The following is a 14,745-nucleotide window of genomic DNA, read 5'->3' as shown; positions in this document are numbered from 1 at the left end:
CGGCTCCGACGCCGGCCCGTCCGCCGGCTCGCCCGGCCGCCCCTGCGCCGGCGAGCCCGACCCCGCAGCAGACGCCCGCCGGAGGGACGGAATGAAACGCGGCGTCTCGGTTCGCGTCGTCGGGCCGGTGCAGTGGATCGTGTTTCCGGCCCTGATCGCGGTCGCGGTGACCATGGTGCTGGCGACCCCGGTGAAGCTGTTCGGCCTCAGCCTGCCCGAGCCGGTCATTCCGCTGGTTCTGGCCTTCGCCTGGCCGCTGATCCGTCCGTCCTGGGTGGCGCCGCTGGTGCTCGGCGCCCTGGGCCTGTTCCTGGATATCTTCTGGGGCGGGCAGGGGCTTCTGGGGATGTGGGCCCTGGCCCTGCTGGCGGTCTATGCGGTCGTGCTGGGCGCGCGATCATTCCTCGTCGGGCAGGATACGGCTGTCCTGTTCATCTGGTACGCCTCGGTCTGCGCCCTGGCCTTCGTGATCTGTTACGCGGTCGTCTCGATCAAGGCGGGCAACATGCCCAGCCTGCTGGCCCTGATCGGCCAGATCGTGCCGACCCTTCTGCTCTTCCCGTTCGCGAACCGGATGGTCGAGGAGTTTGACGACGGCGATGTGAGGTTCCGATGAGCTCGGAACCCTCCATCTTCTTTTCGGACCCGAACGAGCGGCAGGGGTCCTTCCTGCGTCGCACCTTCGTGCTCGGCGGTCTGACCGGCCTGGGCGGGCTGGCGCTGGGCGGACGACTGGCCCAACTGCAGGTGTTCCAGGCGCACGAGTACGCCACCCTGGCCAGCCAGAACCAGTTCAACTTCCGTCTGGTGCCGCCGCCTCGTGGCCGTATTCTGGACCGCAACGGCGTGGTCATCGCCGGCAATCGTCCCAGCTTCCGCGTGCTGGTCGTACGCGATGAGACCAAGGACCTGGACCAGACGCTGGATCTGCTCGGGCGGCTGCTCCCGGACACCCAGGAGCGTCGGCGCTCGATCATCCGGGATGTGAACGCGGCGCCGCGCTTCTCGCCCGTGCCGGTCAAGAGCGACCTGAGCTGGGAGGAGTTCGCCCGGGTCAACCTCTACGCCAACGAGCTGCCCGGCGTGATGGCGGACATGAACGAGGCGCGGTTCTACCCGTTCGGGGGCGCCTTCGCCCATGTGATCGGCTACGTCGCCAAGCCCAACGACCGGGACATCAAGGCGATCCAGGATCGGGGCGAGAAGGTCCCTGAAATCCTCTACAACCCGGGCTTCCGTATCGGCCGGCAGGGGGTGGAGCGCGCGTTCGACAGCGACCTGCGCGGCGAGGCCGGGGGCAACCGGGTCGAGGTCGACGCCCGGGGGCGGGTCGTGGCCGAGGACGTCGGCGGCTCCCGTCCGGCCGAACCGGGCAAGGACATCGTCCTGACGCTGGATTCCGACGTCCAGAACCGGGCTCTGGAGGTCTACGGCGAGGAGGCGGGCGGCTGTGTGGTGATGGACGTCCGCAACGGCGACATCCTGTGCATGGTCTCGACGCCGTCGTTCGATCCCAACCTGTTCGTCGGCGGGGTGCCCAGCCACATCTACAACGCCCTGCGCGACTACGAGCGCAAGCCGCTGCTGGACAAGGCGATCTACGGCACCTTCCCGCCCGGCTCGACCTTCAAGATGACCACGGCGCTCGCCCTGCTGGACGCCGGTGTCGACCCGCGCGAGCGGGTCGTCTGCACCGGCGGCTATCGCTACGGCTCCCGCACCTTCCGCTGCTGGCGGCGCGGCGGGCACGGGGCGATGGACATGCACAACGCCATCAAGAACTCGTGCGACACCTATTTCTATCACCTGTGCAATCGCGCGGGCGTGGACCGGATCGCCAAGATCGCCGGCGAGCTGGGCTTCGGCCACACCTATGAGATCGGCATCGCCGGCCAGTCGAAGGGCATCGTGCCGTCGACGCGATGGAAGCGCGAGTATGCCGAGGCGACGCCCTGGCAGGACGACGGGACCTGGTATCCCGGCGAAACCCTGTCGGTGTCGATCGGTCAGGGCGCCCTGGCAGTCAACGCCCTGCAACTCGCGGTGATGACCTCGCGTCTCGCCAACGGACGCAAGGCGATCCAGCCCCGTCTGGTGAAGTCGGTCGGCGGGGTGAACCGGCCCGAGGGCGACGAGTTCGGCGATCTGCCCATCCCGGTCGAGCATCTGAACATCGTCCGGGGCGGGATGGCCGCGGTGGCGAACGATGTGACCGGCACCGCCTACCGCGCCTCGCAGCTTGGGCTGGGCGACATCCAAATGGCCGGCAAGACCGGCACCGCCCAGTCCCGCGATTACAAACCCGGCGAATCCCGTGGTCCGCGCAACGCGATATGGAGCCGCCGCGACCACGCCCTGTTCGTCGCCTTCGCCCCGCATGACGCGCCGCGTTACGCTATCGCCCTGATCATCCAGCACGCACCGGCGGGCGGCGCGGCCGATGCGGCGCCGAAGGCCCGCGAGATCATGAAGACCGTCCTGCTGAAGGACCCGGACATGCGCGCGCGGATCGAGCGGCCGCTGCCGCCCGAGGCCCAGACCCCGGCGGGCGCCGATGAGGGCGAGGCCGGCGACGGTCCGGGCGGCGAGGTGACCGGGCCCGAGGCGGCGGAGGTGCTGACGCCCCGTCCCGCGGCGCCGACGCCGGCCGCGCCCACCGCCACGACCGGGCCGCGCCCCTATCTGTCGGAGCCGCCCCGATGACCGCCTCGGCCCTGACCCGTCCCGGTGAACGCGACCGGCTGACCACCAAGATCGCCGAGCTCGACTGGCGGCTGATCGCCCTGATCTGTGTGATCGCGAGCGTCGGCGCGGCCATGCTCTATTCGATCGCCGGCAGCAGCTGGCGCCCGTGGGCGGTGAATCACCTCATCCGGTTCGGCGGTCTGCTGGTCGTGATGCTGGGGCTGGCCATGGTCCATCCCAAATGGTGGTTCCGCGCCGCCTATCCGACCTACGGGATCCTGCTGATCCTCGTGCTGATGATCGAGTTCACCCCGCTGGGCTATGAGCCCGCCGGGGCGGGGGCGAAGAACTGGCTGAACCTCGGCTTCACCCGAATTCAGCCGGCCGAGTTCATGAAGATCGGCCTCGTTCTGGCGCTGGCGCGCTGGTACCACAGCCATACCGCCCAGGAGGCGCGCTGGTCGTGGAAGCTGATCTTCCCGGCCGGAATGATTGGCGTGCCCTTCATTCTGATCGCCAAACAGCCGGACCTCGGCTCGGCCATGATCCTCGGCCTGACGGGCGCGGTGATCATGTTCCTGGCGGGGCTCAGCTGGCGCATCATCGCGGCGGGCATAGCGGCGGCGGTCGCGATCATCCCGCCGTTCGTGATGTTCGGGATGCACGACTACCAGCGCAACCGGGTGCTGACCTTCCTGAACCCGGAGGCCGACCCGACGGGCACGGGCTACAACATCATCCAGTCCAAGATCGCCCTGGGATCGGGCGGTTTCCTGGGCAAGGGCTACGGCCTGGGCAGCCAGAGCCAGCTGGAGTTCCTGCCCGAGCGGCATACGGACTTCATCTTCTCCACCGTGTCGGAGGAGTTCGGCTTCCTCGGCTCGTTCAGCCTGGTGGTCTGTTACGTCGCGGTGATCCTGATCGCCCTGCGCATCGCCTCTCTGGCGCACAGCCATTTCGGCCGGATCTCGGCGGCCGGGATGACCGCTTTCTTCGCCCTGTTCGTCCTGATCAACGGCGCGATGGTGATGGGAATGGCGCCGGTCGTGGGCGTGCCCATGCCGCTGTTGTCCTACGGCGGGTCCTCGATGATGACGGTGATGATCGGCTTCGGCCTGGTCCTGTCGACCCGCGTGCACCGTTACGCTGAACTGCCGAAGGGCGGGTACAGCCTGTTTTGAGTTCACGGTGACGCTGGCCGGGACGGGGCGCGGGGCCTAGGCTGGCGCCATGTCCGATGCTTCCGCGCCTGAAGGTCCCGTCGTCGCCCCGCCCGACATGTTCTCCGACTGCGGCGACAAGCCCTGTCCCGAGCCGGTTATTCCCTCCGCCACGGCCGAGCAGGCGGCCGCCCTGACCGAGGGCGTGCGGATGCGGCGGAACCCGGCCGAATGGGCCTTCGTGCGGCTCTCCAAGCTGATCGAGGACTATGAGAAGGGGCTCGACAAGGACGAGGAGATCGCCGCCCGCATCGTCGGCCTGCCCGGTGACGGGGTGATGCAGATCGAGGACGTCGGCTTCTGGGGGCCGGATTTCATCCTGTTCCTTGGGCGGAACAATGAGGGCAAGCCGGTCCGCCTGATCCAGCACTACGCCCAGATCAACGTCCTGCTGGACGCCCGCAAAAAGCCGGAAGAACGCGAGGCGAAGCGGATCGGCTTCCAGCTGTCCGAGCTGGTGGAGAAGACGAACCCGAAGTGAGGGGGAGGGATTAGGGACTAGGGATTAGGGATTAGGGATCAGGTGAAGCCCAGTTTCGGCACCCGATGTCTTCTGCCCAATCCCTAGTCCCTAATCCCTAGTCCCTAAAGCGAAGCGGCCCAGTCCGTCGCGCGGACCAGGCTGTCGATGATGCCCGGCTCGGACGAGGCGTGGCCGGCGTCACCGATCACGTCCAGCTTCGCTTCCGGCCAGGCGCGGTGCAGGGCCCAGGCGCTGGTCATCGGGGTGACCACGTCGAACCGGCCCTGGGCGATCCAGCACGGGATGTGGCGGATGCGGTGGACGTTCTTGAGCAGCCAGCCTTCCTCGGGGAAGAAGCCGCCGTTGGTGAAGTACCAGTTCTCGATCCGGGCGAAGGCGACGGCGAACTCCGGCTCGGCGAATTTCTCGGGCCGGGCGTCGGGGCCCTGGACGCTGACCGTCTCGCCCTCCCAGCTCGACCAGGCGATGGCGCAACGCTCGCGTTCGGCCCGGTCGTCGCCGATCAGACGCTTGTAATACGCTCCCATCAGGTCGCCGCGCTCGGCCTCCGGGATGGGGGCGATGAACCGCTCCCACGCGTCCGGGAACAGATGCGAGGCGCCGTCCTGGTAGAACCAGTGCAGCTCCGGCCGGGTCAGCAGGAAGATGCCGCGCAGCAACAGGGCGGTGCAGCGCTCCGGGTGGGTGATGGCGTAGGCCAGCGAGAGGGTCGAGCCCCAGCTGCCGCCGAACACCGCCCATTTGTCGATGCCGAGCAGCTCGCGCAGGCGCTCGATGTCCTCGATCAGGGTCCAGGTGGTGTTGTCCTCGAGCGAGGCGTTCGGACGGCTGTTGCCGCAGCCGCGCTGGTCGAACATCACGATGCGGTACTTCTTCGGATCGAAATACCGGCGCATGCCCGGGTTCACCGCGCCGCCCGGTCCGCCGTGCAGGACGATGACCGGCAGGCCCTGCGGGTTGCCGCTTTCTTCGTACCAGACCTCATGCACGCCGTCGGTCTTCATATAGCCCGAGGCATAGGCCTCCAGCTCGGGGAACAGGTCGCGGCGCGGGGCGGCGGGCAGAGGGAAGGCCATTCAGGAATCCGGTTGTTCTACGGTCCGTCAGTCGCTGACGGAGGGTGAGCGCAGGGCGGCGAAGGCGAGCAGAAGCCAGGCCGCGATCATCAGCACGCCGCCGATCGGGGCGACAGCGCCGAGACGCGGCAGGCTGAGCAGGCCGATCAGGGCGAGGGCGACCGAAAAGATCAGTCCGCCGAGGGTCGCCAGCCAGCCTGCGACGCCGATCAGGGCGGTCCGCGCGGGCCACAGGGCGCAGGCGACGCCCAGCAGGGCGTGGGTCATCTGGTACTGGGCGCCCGTGGTCAGCAGGCTCTTGATCTGCGGGCCGGCGCCGTGTGCGGCGAAGGCGCCCAGCGCCACCGCCATCGCTCCGTTCACGGCCGCGAAGGCCGCCAGATTCCGATTCACCGTCATGCCGTCACGCTAGGCGAAAGAATCCGTTCCGTCTGCTATTTCGCCGACATGAACGCCGCCGCCCGCATGGGCCTGCAGTATGTGTTGCTCTTCGGCGCCAGCGGGGTCAGCCTGCCGTTCGCCGGATTGTGGTTCCGCGCCCACGGCCTGAGCGGAGCGGAGATCGGCGCCCTGCTGGCGGCCCCCATGCTGGGACGGGTCGTGACCGGACCGCTGCTGGCGGTCTGGGCGGACGGCTTCCGCACCCGTCGCGCCCCGATCGCCCTGCTCGGGCTGATGATGGCGCTCGGCTACGGCGGCGCGGGACTGGTCGACGGGGTCTGGGGCAAGGCCGTGCTGTGGTTCGTCGGGGCGACGGCGGCGGCCGCCCTAATCCCGCTCAGCGATGTTCTGACCCTCAGGCTGGCGGCGAAGGAGGGCTTCACCTTCGCCCTGCCGCGCGGATGCGGGTCCGTCGCCTTCGTGGTGGTCAATATCGGCATGGGGGCCGTGCTGCTGGGCGCGCCGGCGGACGCCATCGTCGTCTGGATCACCCTGATGGGCCTCGCCATCGCCGGAGCCGGAGCTTTTCTCCTGCCGGCCGAACCGGTGGGCGAGGGGGCGCCGCTGCGCAAGCGGGATCGCTTCCGGGGGATCGGGCGGCTGTTGCGCGATCCCGTCTTCATGACGGCCATCTTCGCCGTCGGCGCGGTGCAGGCGGCGCACGCCTTCCAGTACGGCTTCTCGGCCCTGCTGTGGAAGGCCCAGGGCATCAGCGAGGCGGTGACCGGCCAGCTCTGGGCGTTCGGCGTGGTCGTCGAGGTGGCCCTGATGTGGCTGGTGGAGCCGTGGCGCCGACGCATGGGGATCGGCCCCTGGCACCTGCTTGTGATCGGTTCGGCGGCGGCGATCCTGCGCTGGACGGCCATGGCCTTCGCCCCGCCCCTGTGGCTGCTGTGGCCCCTGCAGGGGCTGCACGCCCTGACCTTCGCCGCCACCTTCCTGGCCGGCGTCCAGCTGGTGGAGAGGCTGGCGCCCCGCGACAGCCAGACGGCGGCCCAGACCCTCAGTTCGGTGCTGTCCGCCGGCCTTCTGATCGGCGGCGCGACGGCGGTGTCCGGTCCGCTCTACGATCGCTTTGGCGCGGGCGGCTATGCGGCGATGGCGGCGATGTCCGCGGTCGGGCTGGTTGCGGCCCTGTCGCTGCGGCGACGGCTGGTCTGACGATCAGATCGCGCGGGAGCGGGGCAGGGGCGCCAGGTGCCGGGCGATGGCCTGCGCCGCCGCCTTGACCGCCTTGCGGACCATGTCGTCCGATTGATCCTCGGGCGCCCGCAGCAGGCCGATGGCCGGGGTGTCCGACCCGTCCGGCAGGCTGGTCAGCACCCGATAGAGCAGATAGCTGCCGGCGTCTTCCTCGGCGTCCGAGGTGGCGTCGGCGGTCAGCCCGGCTTCCTGCAGCGCCCGGACCATGTCCCCGACCGGCGCGGTCGCGCGCGCCACGCTGGGGCCGATATCGTCCAGACGATGCGCCCCGTCCGCCGAGCGGTTCTCGGCGCGCATCTGCAGCCGGAAGCCTTCCGCCTTGCGGGTGCGCCCGACCAGCAGCAGGGCGCGGCACCGGAAATCGGCCAGGCGCGTCGAGAGGGTGGAGGCCAGGTCGTCCGGTTCGGCGGACGCGATCGGGACGGTGCGGGCGCCGTCCGGGCTCCACGGCTCGCCGGACAGGTCCTCGACAGGGTCCCAGCCGGTTTCGCCGGCGTCCCAGGCGCAGATGAGAATGCCGGGACGGGTGTCCGTCGGTGTCTGATCGAGAGCGGTCATGAACCCGGACTAAGCTACGTGACGTTTACGTGACGTTGGAGACGGTGTCGGCATCAGGGCGGTTCCGTCAAGGCCAAAACGCCGGGCGCGGGCGGGGGGAGGACAGGTTTCCCCCACCGCACGAACCGATCAGGTCAGGTCGCCGACGGCCGCGTCCAGCAGCATGAAGGCGCGGCCGCCGTCCGAGGTCAGGCGGCCGAGCACCGCCGGGCCGTCACCGCCGGCTGCATGTCCCTGCAGCTCGCGACTGAAGGCGCGGACATAGGATTCCGCGTCGGCGCGCAGGTCCGGATCGGTCAGCACACGGCGCGACACGCTGCGTACGGCGGCCGGCGCCACGCGACGCACGATCTGGCGCGCCCGGTCGGGATCGCGATCGGTCAGGGCGTGAGCGGCTTCCTCGACACGCGAGCGCGGCAGCAGGGCGTTGGGATCGACCCCCATGCGCCGGATGGCGGCCACCACTCTCTGGGTCAGGACCTCCAGATTGCCGTCTCCGCCGCCGCGCGGCATCACCGGGGTGTCGAGGTCCAGCGGCGCCTCGCCCGGCCCGTCGTCGACCAGGTCGGCCCAGTCCAGCGACCGGGTCGCCGGAGCGACGCCGGGGGTGGGCTCCAGCTTCAGACGGCCGCGCTGGCCGAAGCTCCGGCCGTCATCGGCGGGCGGCGTGCGCGGCGAAGGTTCCGGCGCGACCGGCGGCGGCGGCGGGACCTCGCGGCGGCGACCGGCCGGGGTCTCGCCCGACACGACGCCCATCAGACGCACGGCCTCGGTCAGCATGTCGTAGTTGCGGCGCACCCGCTCCTGGAAGCCGGCGTCGAGCGCTTCGGTGTCCGCGGCGGCCTTCTGCGAGGCGGCGGACAGGGCGGCGAGACCTTCCTCGACCGTGCTGCGGACCTCCTCGACCCGCTTGCGGGCCTCTTCGGGCAGGCGTCCGGCCCGGTCGTCCAGATCGCCGATGGCCTCGTCGATCCGGGCCAGGGCGGAGTCCATCCGCTCGACGGTCTGCTCCAGCTTGTCCAGAACGCGTTCGCCGGCCTGATCGACCAGGTTGCCGGTCTCGGACACCACCCGACGGGCGCTCTCGAGGCGCGAGTCGGCCGCGGCGTCGGCCTTCTGGGCCGCGTCGAACATGGCCTCGCCCAGCCGGTCGGCCCGGAGCTGGGCCTGATCCGCGGCCTCGGAGGCGGCGATGCGGGAGTCCTCCGCGGTCGCCTGCAGGGCGGCCAGGGCGCGACGGGTCTCCTCGACGAGGGCGTCGCGGGCTTCGGCCGCGAGGGCCTCGAACCGGTCCAGCGCCAGCTTGGTGGCGGCGTCGAAATTGTCCGCCTCGCGCTGCGACATGTCGATCAGCGCCTTGAACTGATCGGTCGCGGCCTCGACCAGATCCTTGACCGTCTCGGCGCTGCGGGAGGCCGTCTCGTCCAGTTCACCGGTGGCGGTGCGGGTCGCGGACAGCTGTTCGGTAAGCTGGGCGCGCTGGCTTTCGACCTGGGCCGAGAAGTCCTCCTGATCCGTCCGGAGGGCGTAGGCCGCCGTGACCAGGGCGGCGCGTTGCTGGCCGAGGCCTTCCTCGACCGACTGGATCTGCTCGGCGACGCCCGAACCGGCGTTCTCCAGCCGCAGGGTCTGGCGGGCCAGATCGTCGGCGGCGACGCGCGCGGCGTCCTGGGCCTCGCCGGCGGCGGCGGCCAGGTCGGCGGCGCGGGCGGCGAGGGCCGCCTCGGCCTCGCGCAGCTGGGTCTGGGCGAGGTCAGACGCGTCCACGACCATGCGGGACTGGCGTTCGACGGCGTCCAGCACCCCCGCGGCCTGCTTGTCCAGGGCGGTCCCGAGACTCTGCATCTGGTCGCGCTCGCCGCCGAGTTGCTCGGTCAGGCGGCGCGCCGTGCGCCCGGCGGTCTCGGCGGCCTCGTTCAGTCGCGCCGTTTCCTGCGCCAGGGCCTCGCGCAGCAGGGCCATGTCGTTGCGGGCGCGCTCGGCGGCCAGGGACGCCTGGTCGATGTCCATGCGCAGGGTCTGGAGGACCTCGCCGGTCTGCTGGGCGGCGAGGGCGGTCGGCGCGACGAGCGCTTCGGACAGGTCGCGGGCGCGCTTGGTCTCGGCGGCCAGTCCCGCGCCCTGCCGGACGGCATGGGCCAGCATGATCGCCAGACCGGCGGGGGCGAGGGCGATCAGCGCGTAGACGGCGATCCGCAGGGGCTCCATGTCGACCGAGCCCGAGCCGATCTCGAACGCGGCCCAGGCGGCGACGCCTCCGATCCACAGGGCGGCTGCGACCCCGGCGACCAGATAGGCGTGGCGACCGGACGGCGCCGGGGTTTCGCGTCGGCGGATGACCGGGGCCGGCGGCGGCGGGGTCTCGATGGCGACGGGCGGCGCGTCCGGGGTTTCGGCAAGGAAGCGGATCTCGACCGGCGCTTCATCGGACGCGGGCTCGGCTTCGGCCGCGGCGGCCGCCCGGGCGGCCTCGGCTTCGCGTTCCGCGGCGATGCGCTGTTCCTCGGCCAGTCGCCGGCGACGGCGCTCGGACATCGGGCGCTCGGTGCGGGCGGGCGCCGCCTCTTCGGCGGTCTCGGCGTCGGCGGCGATGTCGGACGAGGCGTCAGCCGCCGGCTCCTGCGCCGGTTCGGACAGGTTCAGCGGAGGCCGTTGGCGGGGAGGCTTCATCAGGCGTTGATCTCGTCTCGGACGGCGTCGACAGGATGCCCGCAAAAGGGACCCCGGAACCCTAGCGGGTCAAACACACGGAGCAAAGGCGAGCCCGGACGATTCCGGAAGCCGTCAACAGTCGCGTTTCTGATCGGCGGAACCGGTGATCGCGGCGGCCGGCGTTTCCGGACCGCAATCGCGCACGCGATGGATTTCGCGTTCAGGTTTAGGAGACGCGTCGATGTCCAGGCCGAACTGCGACAGGGCCGCAGCGGCGAGCATGGCGATGAAGCCTGCGATCAAATTGATCAGCGCCTGCATCGCCGATCTCCCCTGTCCCGAATGACCGGCCCTTTATGCGCCCGAAATCGTCCTGAAACAATGCGGGAACCGTGTCCGAAGCGTCACCATTGACCGGATATACGCGCCCATGGGAACGGAAATGCCCGGCGCGCGTCTCCTGAGCGGGGAGGCGCATGCCGCCGTCATGCGAATCGGACAGGCCTTGCGGCATGGTTGAGCAACACGACAGTCTGTTCGCGCCGGGCCGCAACTGCTGGCGCGTGGAAAAGGCGAACCGGTTCGCCGTCCTGATGGAGAACGCCGCCTATTTCTCGGCCCTGCGCTCCGCCCTCGACAAGGCGCAGCGATCGGTCGTGCTCCTGGGCTGGCAATTCGATCCCCGGACGCGGCTGCACCCCGACATCGCCAACGCGGGACCGACCGACGAGATCGGCCACCTCCTGCGCATGCTGGTGAAGTCGAAGCCCGAGCTGGATGTACGCCTGCTGATCTGGAAGTCGCCGCTGGTGATCGCCGCCTCCCAGGGTTTCTTTCCCCAGAGGGCGCAGGGCTGGTTCCGCAAGCGGATGGTGGAGTTCAGGCTCGACCCGCCGCCGGCGCCGGGCGCCTGTCATCACCAGAAGGTGGTCATTATCGATGACGCCGTGGCTTTCGTGGGCGGAGGCGATATCTCCGTGGACCGATGGGACTGCGATGAACACCAGGACGGGGATCCTCGCCGGTGCCAGCCGTCCGGCCTGATCGCACCGCCCCGACATGAGGTGATGTGCGTCGTCGACGGACCGGCGGCCCGCGCGCTCGGCGATCTGGCGCGGGAGCGCTGGCGCAAGGCGACCGACGAACGCACGATCGTGGACGAGGGCTCCGGCGATCCATGGCCGGACGGCGTCGAGCCTGACCTGTTCGACGCCCCCATGGCCATCACCCGGACCGAGCCGGGCTTCGGGCAGTGGACCGAGGTGCGGGAGAACGAGGCTCTGCACCTCGACGCCATTCGCCGGGCCAGGAAGCTGATCTATCTGGAGAACCAGTACTTCACCTCGCCGGTGATCGCCGCCGCCCTGGCGGAGCGTCTGGCCGAGGCGGACGGGCCCGAGGTGGTGCTGGTCTCCACCGGCCAGAGCCCCAGCTGGTTTGACAAGCTGACCATGGACACCGCCCGTTCCGAGGTCCTCTACCGGCTCGAACAGGCCGACCGGAACAACCGGTTCTTCGCCTTCGCGCCGCATACCCGGGAAGGGGGGCGGATCATCGTGCACGCCAAGATGTCGATTTACGACGATCAGGTGCTGCGGGTCGGGTCGACCAATCTGAACAACCGGTCGCTGGGCTTTGACACCGAGTGCGACGTCGCCGTGGCGCCGGGAACGGCCGAGGGCGAGGCGGCGATCCGCCGGTATCGTCACCGCACGCTCGGCCACTGGCTGGGCGTCGACGGGGAGGCCTTCGCGGCGGCGGAGGCCCTGACCGGCTCGGTCGGGATGGCGGTGCACCGCTTCGACAGCGGGCGGATGCAGATCCTCGGGGCGACGCCGCCGTCCAGCGTGGAGCAGATGATCGCGGAGTTCCAGCTGGGGGATCCGACGTCGATGCGCGACGCCTTCCGGCCCTGGCGGCGCCGGACGGCGTCGCAAAGACGTCAGGCGCTCACGCCGTCCTGATCTCGAAGTCGATGATCAACGGGAGGTGATCGGAGGCCATCCGCGCGAGCGGAGAGAAGGGCGCGCTGACCCCCGTGACGGTGATCTCCGGGCTGGTGAAGCAGTGATCGATCCGAATGGCCGGGAAGCTGGAGGGAAAGGTCTTCACCGAGGGCTTGAGGCCCAGCGACCGCTGGCAATCGGCCAGCCTGCGCGCCAGGATTTGGTAGGGGCGGGTGATCGAGGTGGCGTTGAAATCGCCGGTCAGAAGGGTCGGGCCGGTGCATTCCGGATGGCCCAGCCAGTGATCCCCGACCAGGGCCGCGGCCTGAAGCCGCTGTTCACGCGGCACCAGTCCCAGGTGGGTGTTGAAGACATTCAGCGTGGCGCTCCCGATCTCGATGGCCACCCAGAGGGCGCCGCGCGGCTCAAGGCCCGGGACCCCGCGAACGGTCGGCAGACCGCCGGACCGCACCAGACGCTCGGGCAGGTGCGTCAGGACCGCGTCGCCGTAGAGTTCCGCCTCGACCCGCATGGCCGGGTGGAAGTGGTAGCTCATGGCCAGTTGCTCGGCGATCTCGCGCGCCTGATCGACGAAGCCCGTGCGGGCGCGGCCGACGTCCAGTTCCTGCAGGCAGACGATGTCCGGCTCGTGCTCGGCGATCACCGCGGCGATGCGGCTCACGTCCAGTTTGCGGTCGACGCCGACACAGCGGTGTACATTGTAGGTGAGAAGGCGGGGCATGGTCTTCCGGTCTGGCCTCGCGGCGCGGGGCGGTCCTGTCATCGCCCCATTCGACGTCGGAAGGATGACAGGCCGCCGCAGGGTAGAACCCGGCAGCGGCTCAGGTCGTTCCGGGCGCCGGCGACGGGACAGCCGGAACGGCCGGAGCCGGCCCGACGGCGGGCGCGGGCGGGGCCGCGGGGGGAGGCGGGGGTTCCGGCGGATCAGCCGCAAACACCGCCATTCGGGGGCGACCGCCGGACAGCAGCGACGCCGGGAAGTGGGTCAGCGCCTCGTTGAACTCACTTGCGGCCTCGTTGTAGTCGATCCGCGCGACCGCAATCCGGCCTTCGGCCGCGGTGAGGCGGGCGTACAGGATCAGGAAATCGGTATTCGAGCGCAGCGCAGGATGGCGGGCCGCGATCCGGGTCAGCCGGGTCAGGGACCAGTTGAGCTCCACCTGCGCCTGCCGGTAGCGGCGGAAGGCGTCCTCGTCGGTCGGGGACGGCGGGAAGGGCGAGGCCTTCGCGGCGTCAGCCGCGATCCGGCGAAGGGCCTCGGCCTCCTCGGCGCCTGTCGCCGCCTGGACTTCGGGGACGATGCTGGCGGCGAGCCGGGCGCGGGCCAGATACTGGGCCTGGACATCCGCCCAGCGCGCCTGGGCGGCCTCTTCAAGGGTTTGGGTCCCGTCGACGTCACAGCCGCCCAGGAGCGGCGTCATCGCAAGTCCCAGGGCCAGGGCCACGAGACGGGACGGCAGGCGGATCATCAACTTCTCCCGGGCGCGTTGCGGGGGACTATCGGACCCGACTCACCCCGGTTCAAGCGTCGAGGGACACGGCGTCCACACCGGCCGCGCGACAGGCGGCGGTATAGGTGTTGGCCAACAGGCAGGCGATGGTCATGGGCCCCACGCCGCCGGGGACCGGGGTGATGCGACCGGCGACGGCGGCGGCCTCCTCGAAGGCGACGTCGCCGACCACCCGGGTCTTGCCCTCGGCGGCCTTGACCGGGTCCCTCGACGGGACGCGGTTGATGCCCACGTCGATCACGGTGGCTCCGGGCTTGATCCAGTCGCCGCGCACCATCTCGGGGCGCCCGACGGCGGCGACCATGATGTCGGCGGTGCGGCACAGGGCCGGCAGGTCCTTCGTGCGCGAGTGGGCGATGGTGACGGTGCAGCTTTCCGCCAGCAGCAGCTGGGCCATGGGCTTGCCGACGATGTTCGACCGGCCCACGACCACGGCGTTCAGTCCGGTCAGGTCGCCCAGCTCGGCGCGCAGCAGCATGATGCAGCCCAGCGGCGTGCAGGGAACGAGTCCGGGCAGGCCGACGGCCAGACGGCCTGCGTTGACTACGTGGAAGCCGTCCACATCCTTGTCCGGGTGGATGGCGTCCAGAACGGCGGCGCTGTCGATGTGGGCGGGCAGGGGCAGCTGGACCAGGATGCCGTGGATGCCGGCATCGGCGTTCAGCCCGGCGATCAGGGCCAGCAGGTCGCTCTGGGAGGTGTCGGCGGGCAGGCGATGGGTGTCCGAGCGCATGCCCGCCCGCAAGGTCGTCTCACCCTTGTTGCGGACATAGATCTGGCTGGCCGGATCCTCGCCGACGATGACCACGGCCAGACCCGGTTTGACTCCATGCGCGGCTTCCAGGCGGGCGGAGGCGGCGGCGACGCGCTCCACCAGCCCGGCCGCGAAGGCCTTTCCGTCAATCAGGGTCGCGCGGGCGGGTTCGGCCGTCATGGGCTTCGGCTCCG

Annotated in this window: 14 protein-coding genes; 6 read left to right on the top strand and 8 right to left on the bottom strand. The window is 70.3% G+C overall.

What is annotated here, in order from left to right; all coding sequences use genetic code 11:
• From ACLQ7T_RS13235 to ACLQ7T_RS13220, 4 genes are all read left to right on the top strand, one after another.
• On the top strand, positions 1–616 hold a 616-nt coding region (locus tag ACLQ7T_RS13235), incomplete at its 5' end, for a hypothetical protein (protein ID WP_420479848.1).
• Complete coding sequence (mrdA, locus tag ACLQ7T_RS13230) at positions 613–2,703, top strand: penicillin-binding protein 2 (protein ID WP_420479847.1); 2,091 nt, start codon at positions 613–615, stop codon at positions 2,701–2,703. The genes ACLQ7T_RS13235 and mrdA, both read left to right, overlap by 4 nt.
• Positions 2,700–3,866, top strand: coding sequence for a rod shape-determining protein RodA (rodA, locus tag ACLQ7T_RS13225; protein ID WP_420472306.1), 1,167 nt, complete (start codon positions 2,700–2,702; stop codon positions 3,864–3,866). Before mrdA ends, rodA begins: the two co-directional genes overlap by 4 nt.
• Positions 3,867–3,915: 49 nt before the next feature.
• Positions 3,916–4,386 (top strand): DUF6173 family protein, encoded by a 471-nt coding sequence (locus ACLQ7T_RS13220; protein WP_420479846.1) that lies wholly within the window; start codon positions 3,916–3,918, stop codon positions 4,384–4,386.
• A 104-nt stretch (positions 4,387–4,490) separates the two neighbouring features.
• Here ACLQ7T_RS13220 and pip read toward each other — a convergent pair whose 3' ends face one another.
• The gene (gene pip, locus ACLQ7T_RS13215; protein WP_420479845.1) at positions 4,491–5,465 is read right to left on the bottom strand and encodes a prolyl aminopeptidase; all 975 of its coding nucleotides are present in this window, start codon (positions 5,463–5,465) and stop codon (positions 4,491–4,493) included.
• A gap of 27 nt (positions 5,466–5,492) precedes the next feature.
• Positions 5,493–5,864 carry a DUF423 domain-containing protein gene (locus tag ACLQ7T_RS13210; protein WP_420479844.1) on the bottom strand — a complete coding sequence of 124 codons (372 nt, stop codon included), beginning with the start codon at positions 5,862–5,864 and terminating at the stop codon, positions 5,493–5,495.
• 48 nt (positions 5,865–5,912) lie between these two features.
• On the opposite strand from ACLQ7T_RS13210, the gene ACLQ7T_RS13205 reads away from it, so the two are divergent.
• Positions 5,913–7,067, top strand: coding sequence for an MFS transporter (locus tag ACLQ7T_RS13205; protein ID WP_420479843.1), 1,155 nt, complete (start codon positions 5,913–5,915; stop codon positions 7,065–7,067).
• A 3-nt stretch (positions 7,068–7,070) separates the two neighbouring features.
• On the opposite strand, the gene ACLQ7T_RS13200 is transcribed toward ACLQ7T_RS13205, so the two are convergent.
• The 3 genes from ACLQ7T_RS13200 to ACLQ7T_RS13190 all read right to left on the bottom strand — a co-directional run bounded on the left by ACLQ7T_RS13200 (position 7,071) and on the right by ACLQ7T_RS13190 (position 10,640).
• On the bottom strand, positions 7,071–7,667 hold the full coding sequence (locus ACLQ7T_RS13200; protein ID WP_420479842.1) for a hypothetical protein: 597 nt from the start codon (positions 7,665–7,667) through the stop codon (positions 7,071–7,073).
• A 129-nt stretch (positions 7,668–7,796) separates the two neighbouring features.
• Positions 7,797–10,337, bottom strand: a complete 2,541-nt coding sequence (locus ACLQ7T_RS13195) for a coiled-coil domain-containing protein (RefSeq protein ID WP_420479841.1) — start codon at positions 10,335–10,337, stop codon at positions 7,797–7,799.
• A 114-nt stretch (positions 10,338–10,451) separates the two neighbouring features.
• Positions 10,452–10,640, bottom strand: coding sequence for a hypothetical protein (locus tag ACLQ7T_RS13190; protein ID WP_420479840.1), 189 nt, complete (start codon positions 10,638–10,640; stop codon positions 10,452–10,454).
• Positions 10,641–10,831: 191 nt separating this feature from the next.
• Between ACLQ7T_RS13190 and ACLQ7T_RS13185 the strand changes: the two genes are divergently transcribed.
• On the top strand, positions 10,832–12,283 hold the full coding sequence (locus ACLQ7T_RS13185) for a phospholipase D-like domain-containing protein (RefSeq protein ID WP_420479839.1): 1,452 nt from the start codon (positions 10,832–10,834) through the stop codon (positions 12,281–12,283).
• Here ACLQ7T_RS13185 and ACLQ7T_RS13180 read toward each other — a convergent pair.
• The 3 genes from ACLQ7T_RS13180 to folD all read right to left on the bottom strand — a co-directional run bounded on the left by ACLQ7T_RS13180 (position 12,270) and on the right by folD (position 14,731).
• Entirely contained in the window at positions 12,270–13,007 is a 738-nt protein-coding gene (locus ACLQ7T_RS13180; protein ID WP_420479838.1) for an endonuclease/exonuclease/phosphatase family protein, read from the bottom strand. The two genes, ACLQ7T_RS13185 and ACLQ7T_RS13180, sit on opposite strands and share 14 nt — an antisense overlap.
• Positions 13,008–13,107: 100 nt before the next feature.
• The gene (locus ACLQ7T_RS13175) at positions 13,108–13,755 is read right to left on the bottom strand and encodes a LemA family protein (protein WP_420479837.1); all 648 of its coding nucleotides are present in this window, start codon (positions 13,753–13,755) and stop codon (positions 13,108–13,110) included.
• A 52-nt stretch (positions 13,756–13,807) separates the two neighbouring features.
• Entirely contained in the window at positions 13,808–14,731 is a 924-nt protein-coding gene (folD, locus tag ACLQ7T_RS13170) for a bifunctional methylenetetrahydrofolate dehydrogenase/methenyltetrahydrofolate cyclohydrolase FolD (RefSeq protein ID WP_420479836.1), read from the bottom strand.
• Positions 14,732–14,745: the final 14 nt, after the last annotated feature.

It is taken from the genome of Brevundimonas sediminis, from assembly GCF_048799765.1.
Classification (GTDB): domain Bacteria; phylum Pseudomonadota; class Alphaproteobacteria; order Caulobacterales; family Caulobacteraceae; genus Brevundimonas.
This window is presented reverse-complemented; position numbering and strand designations above follow the sequence as displayed.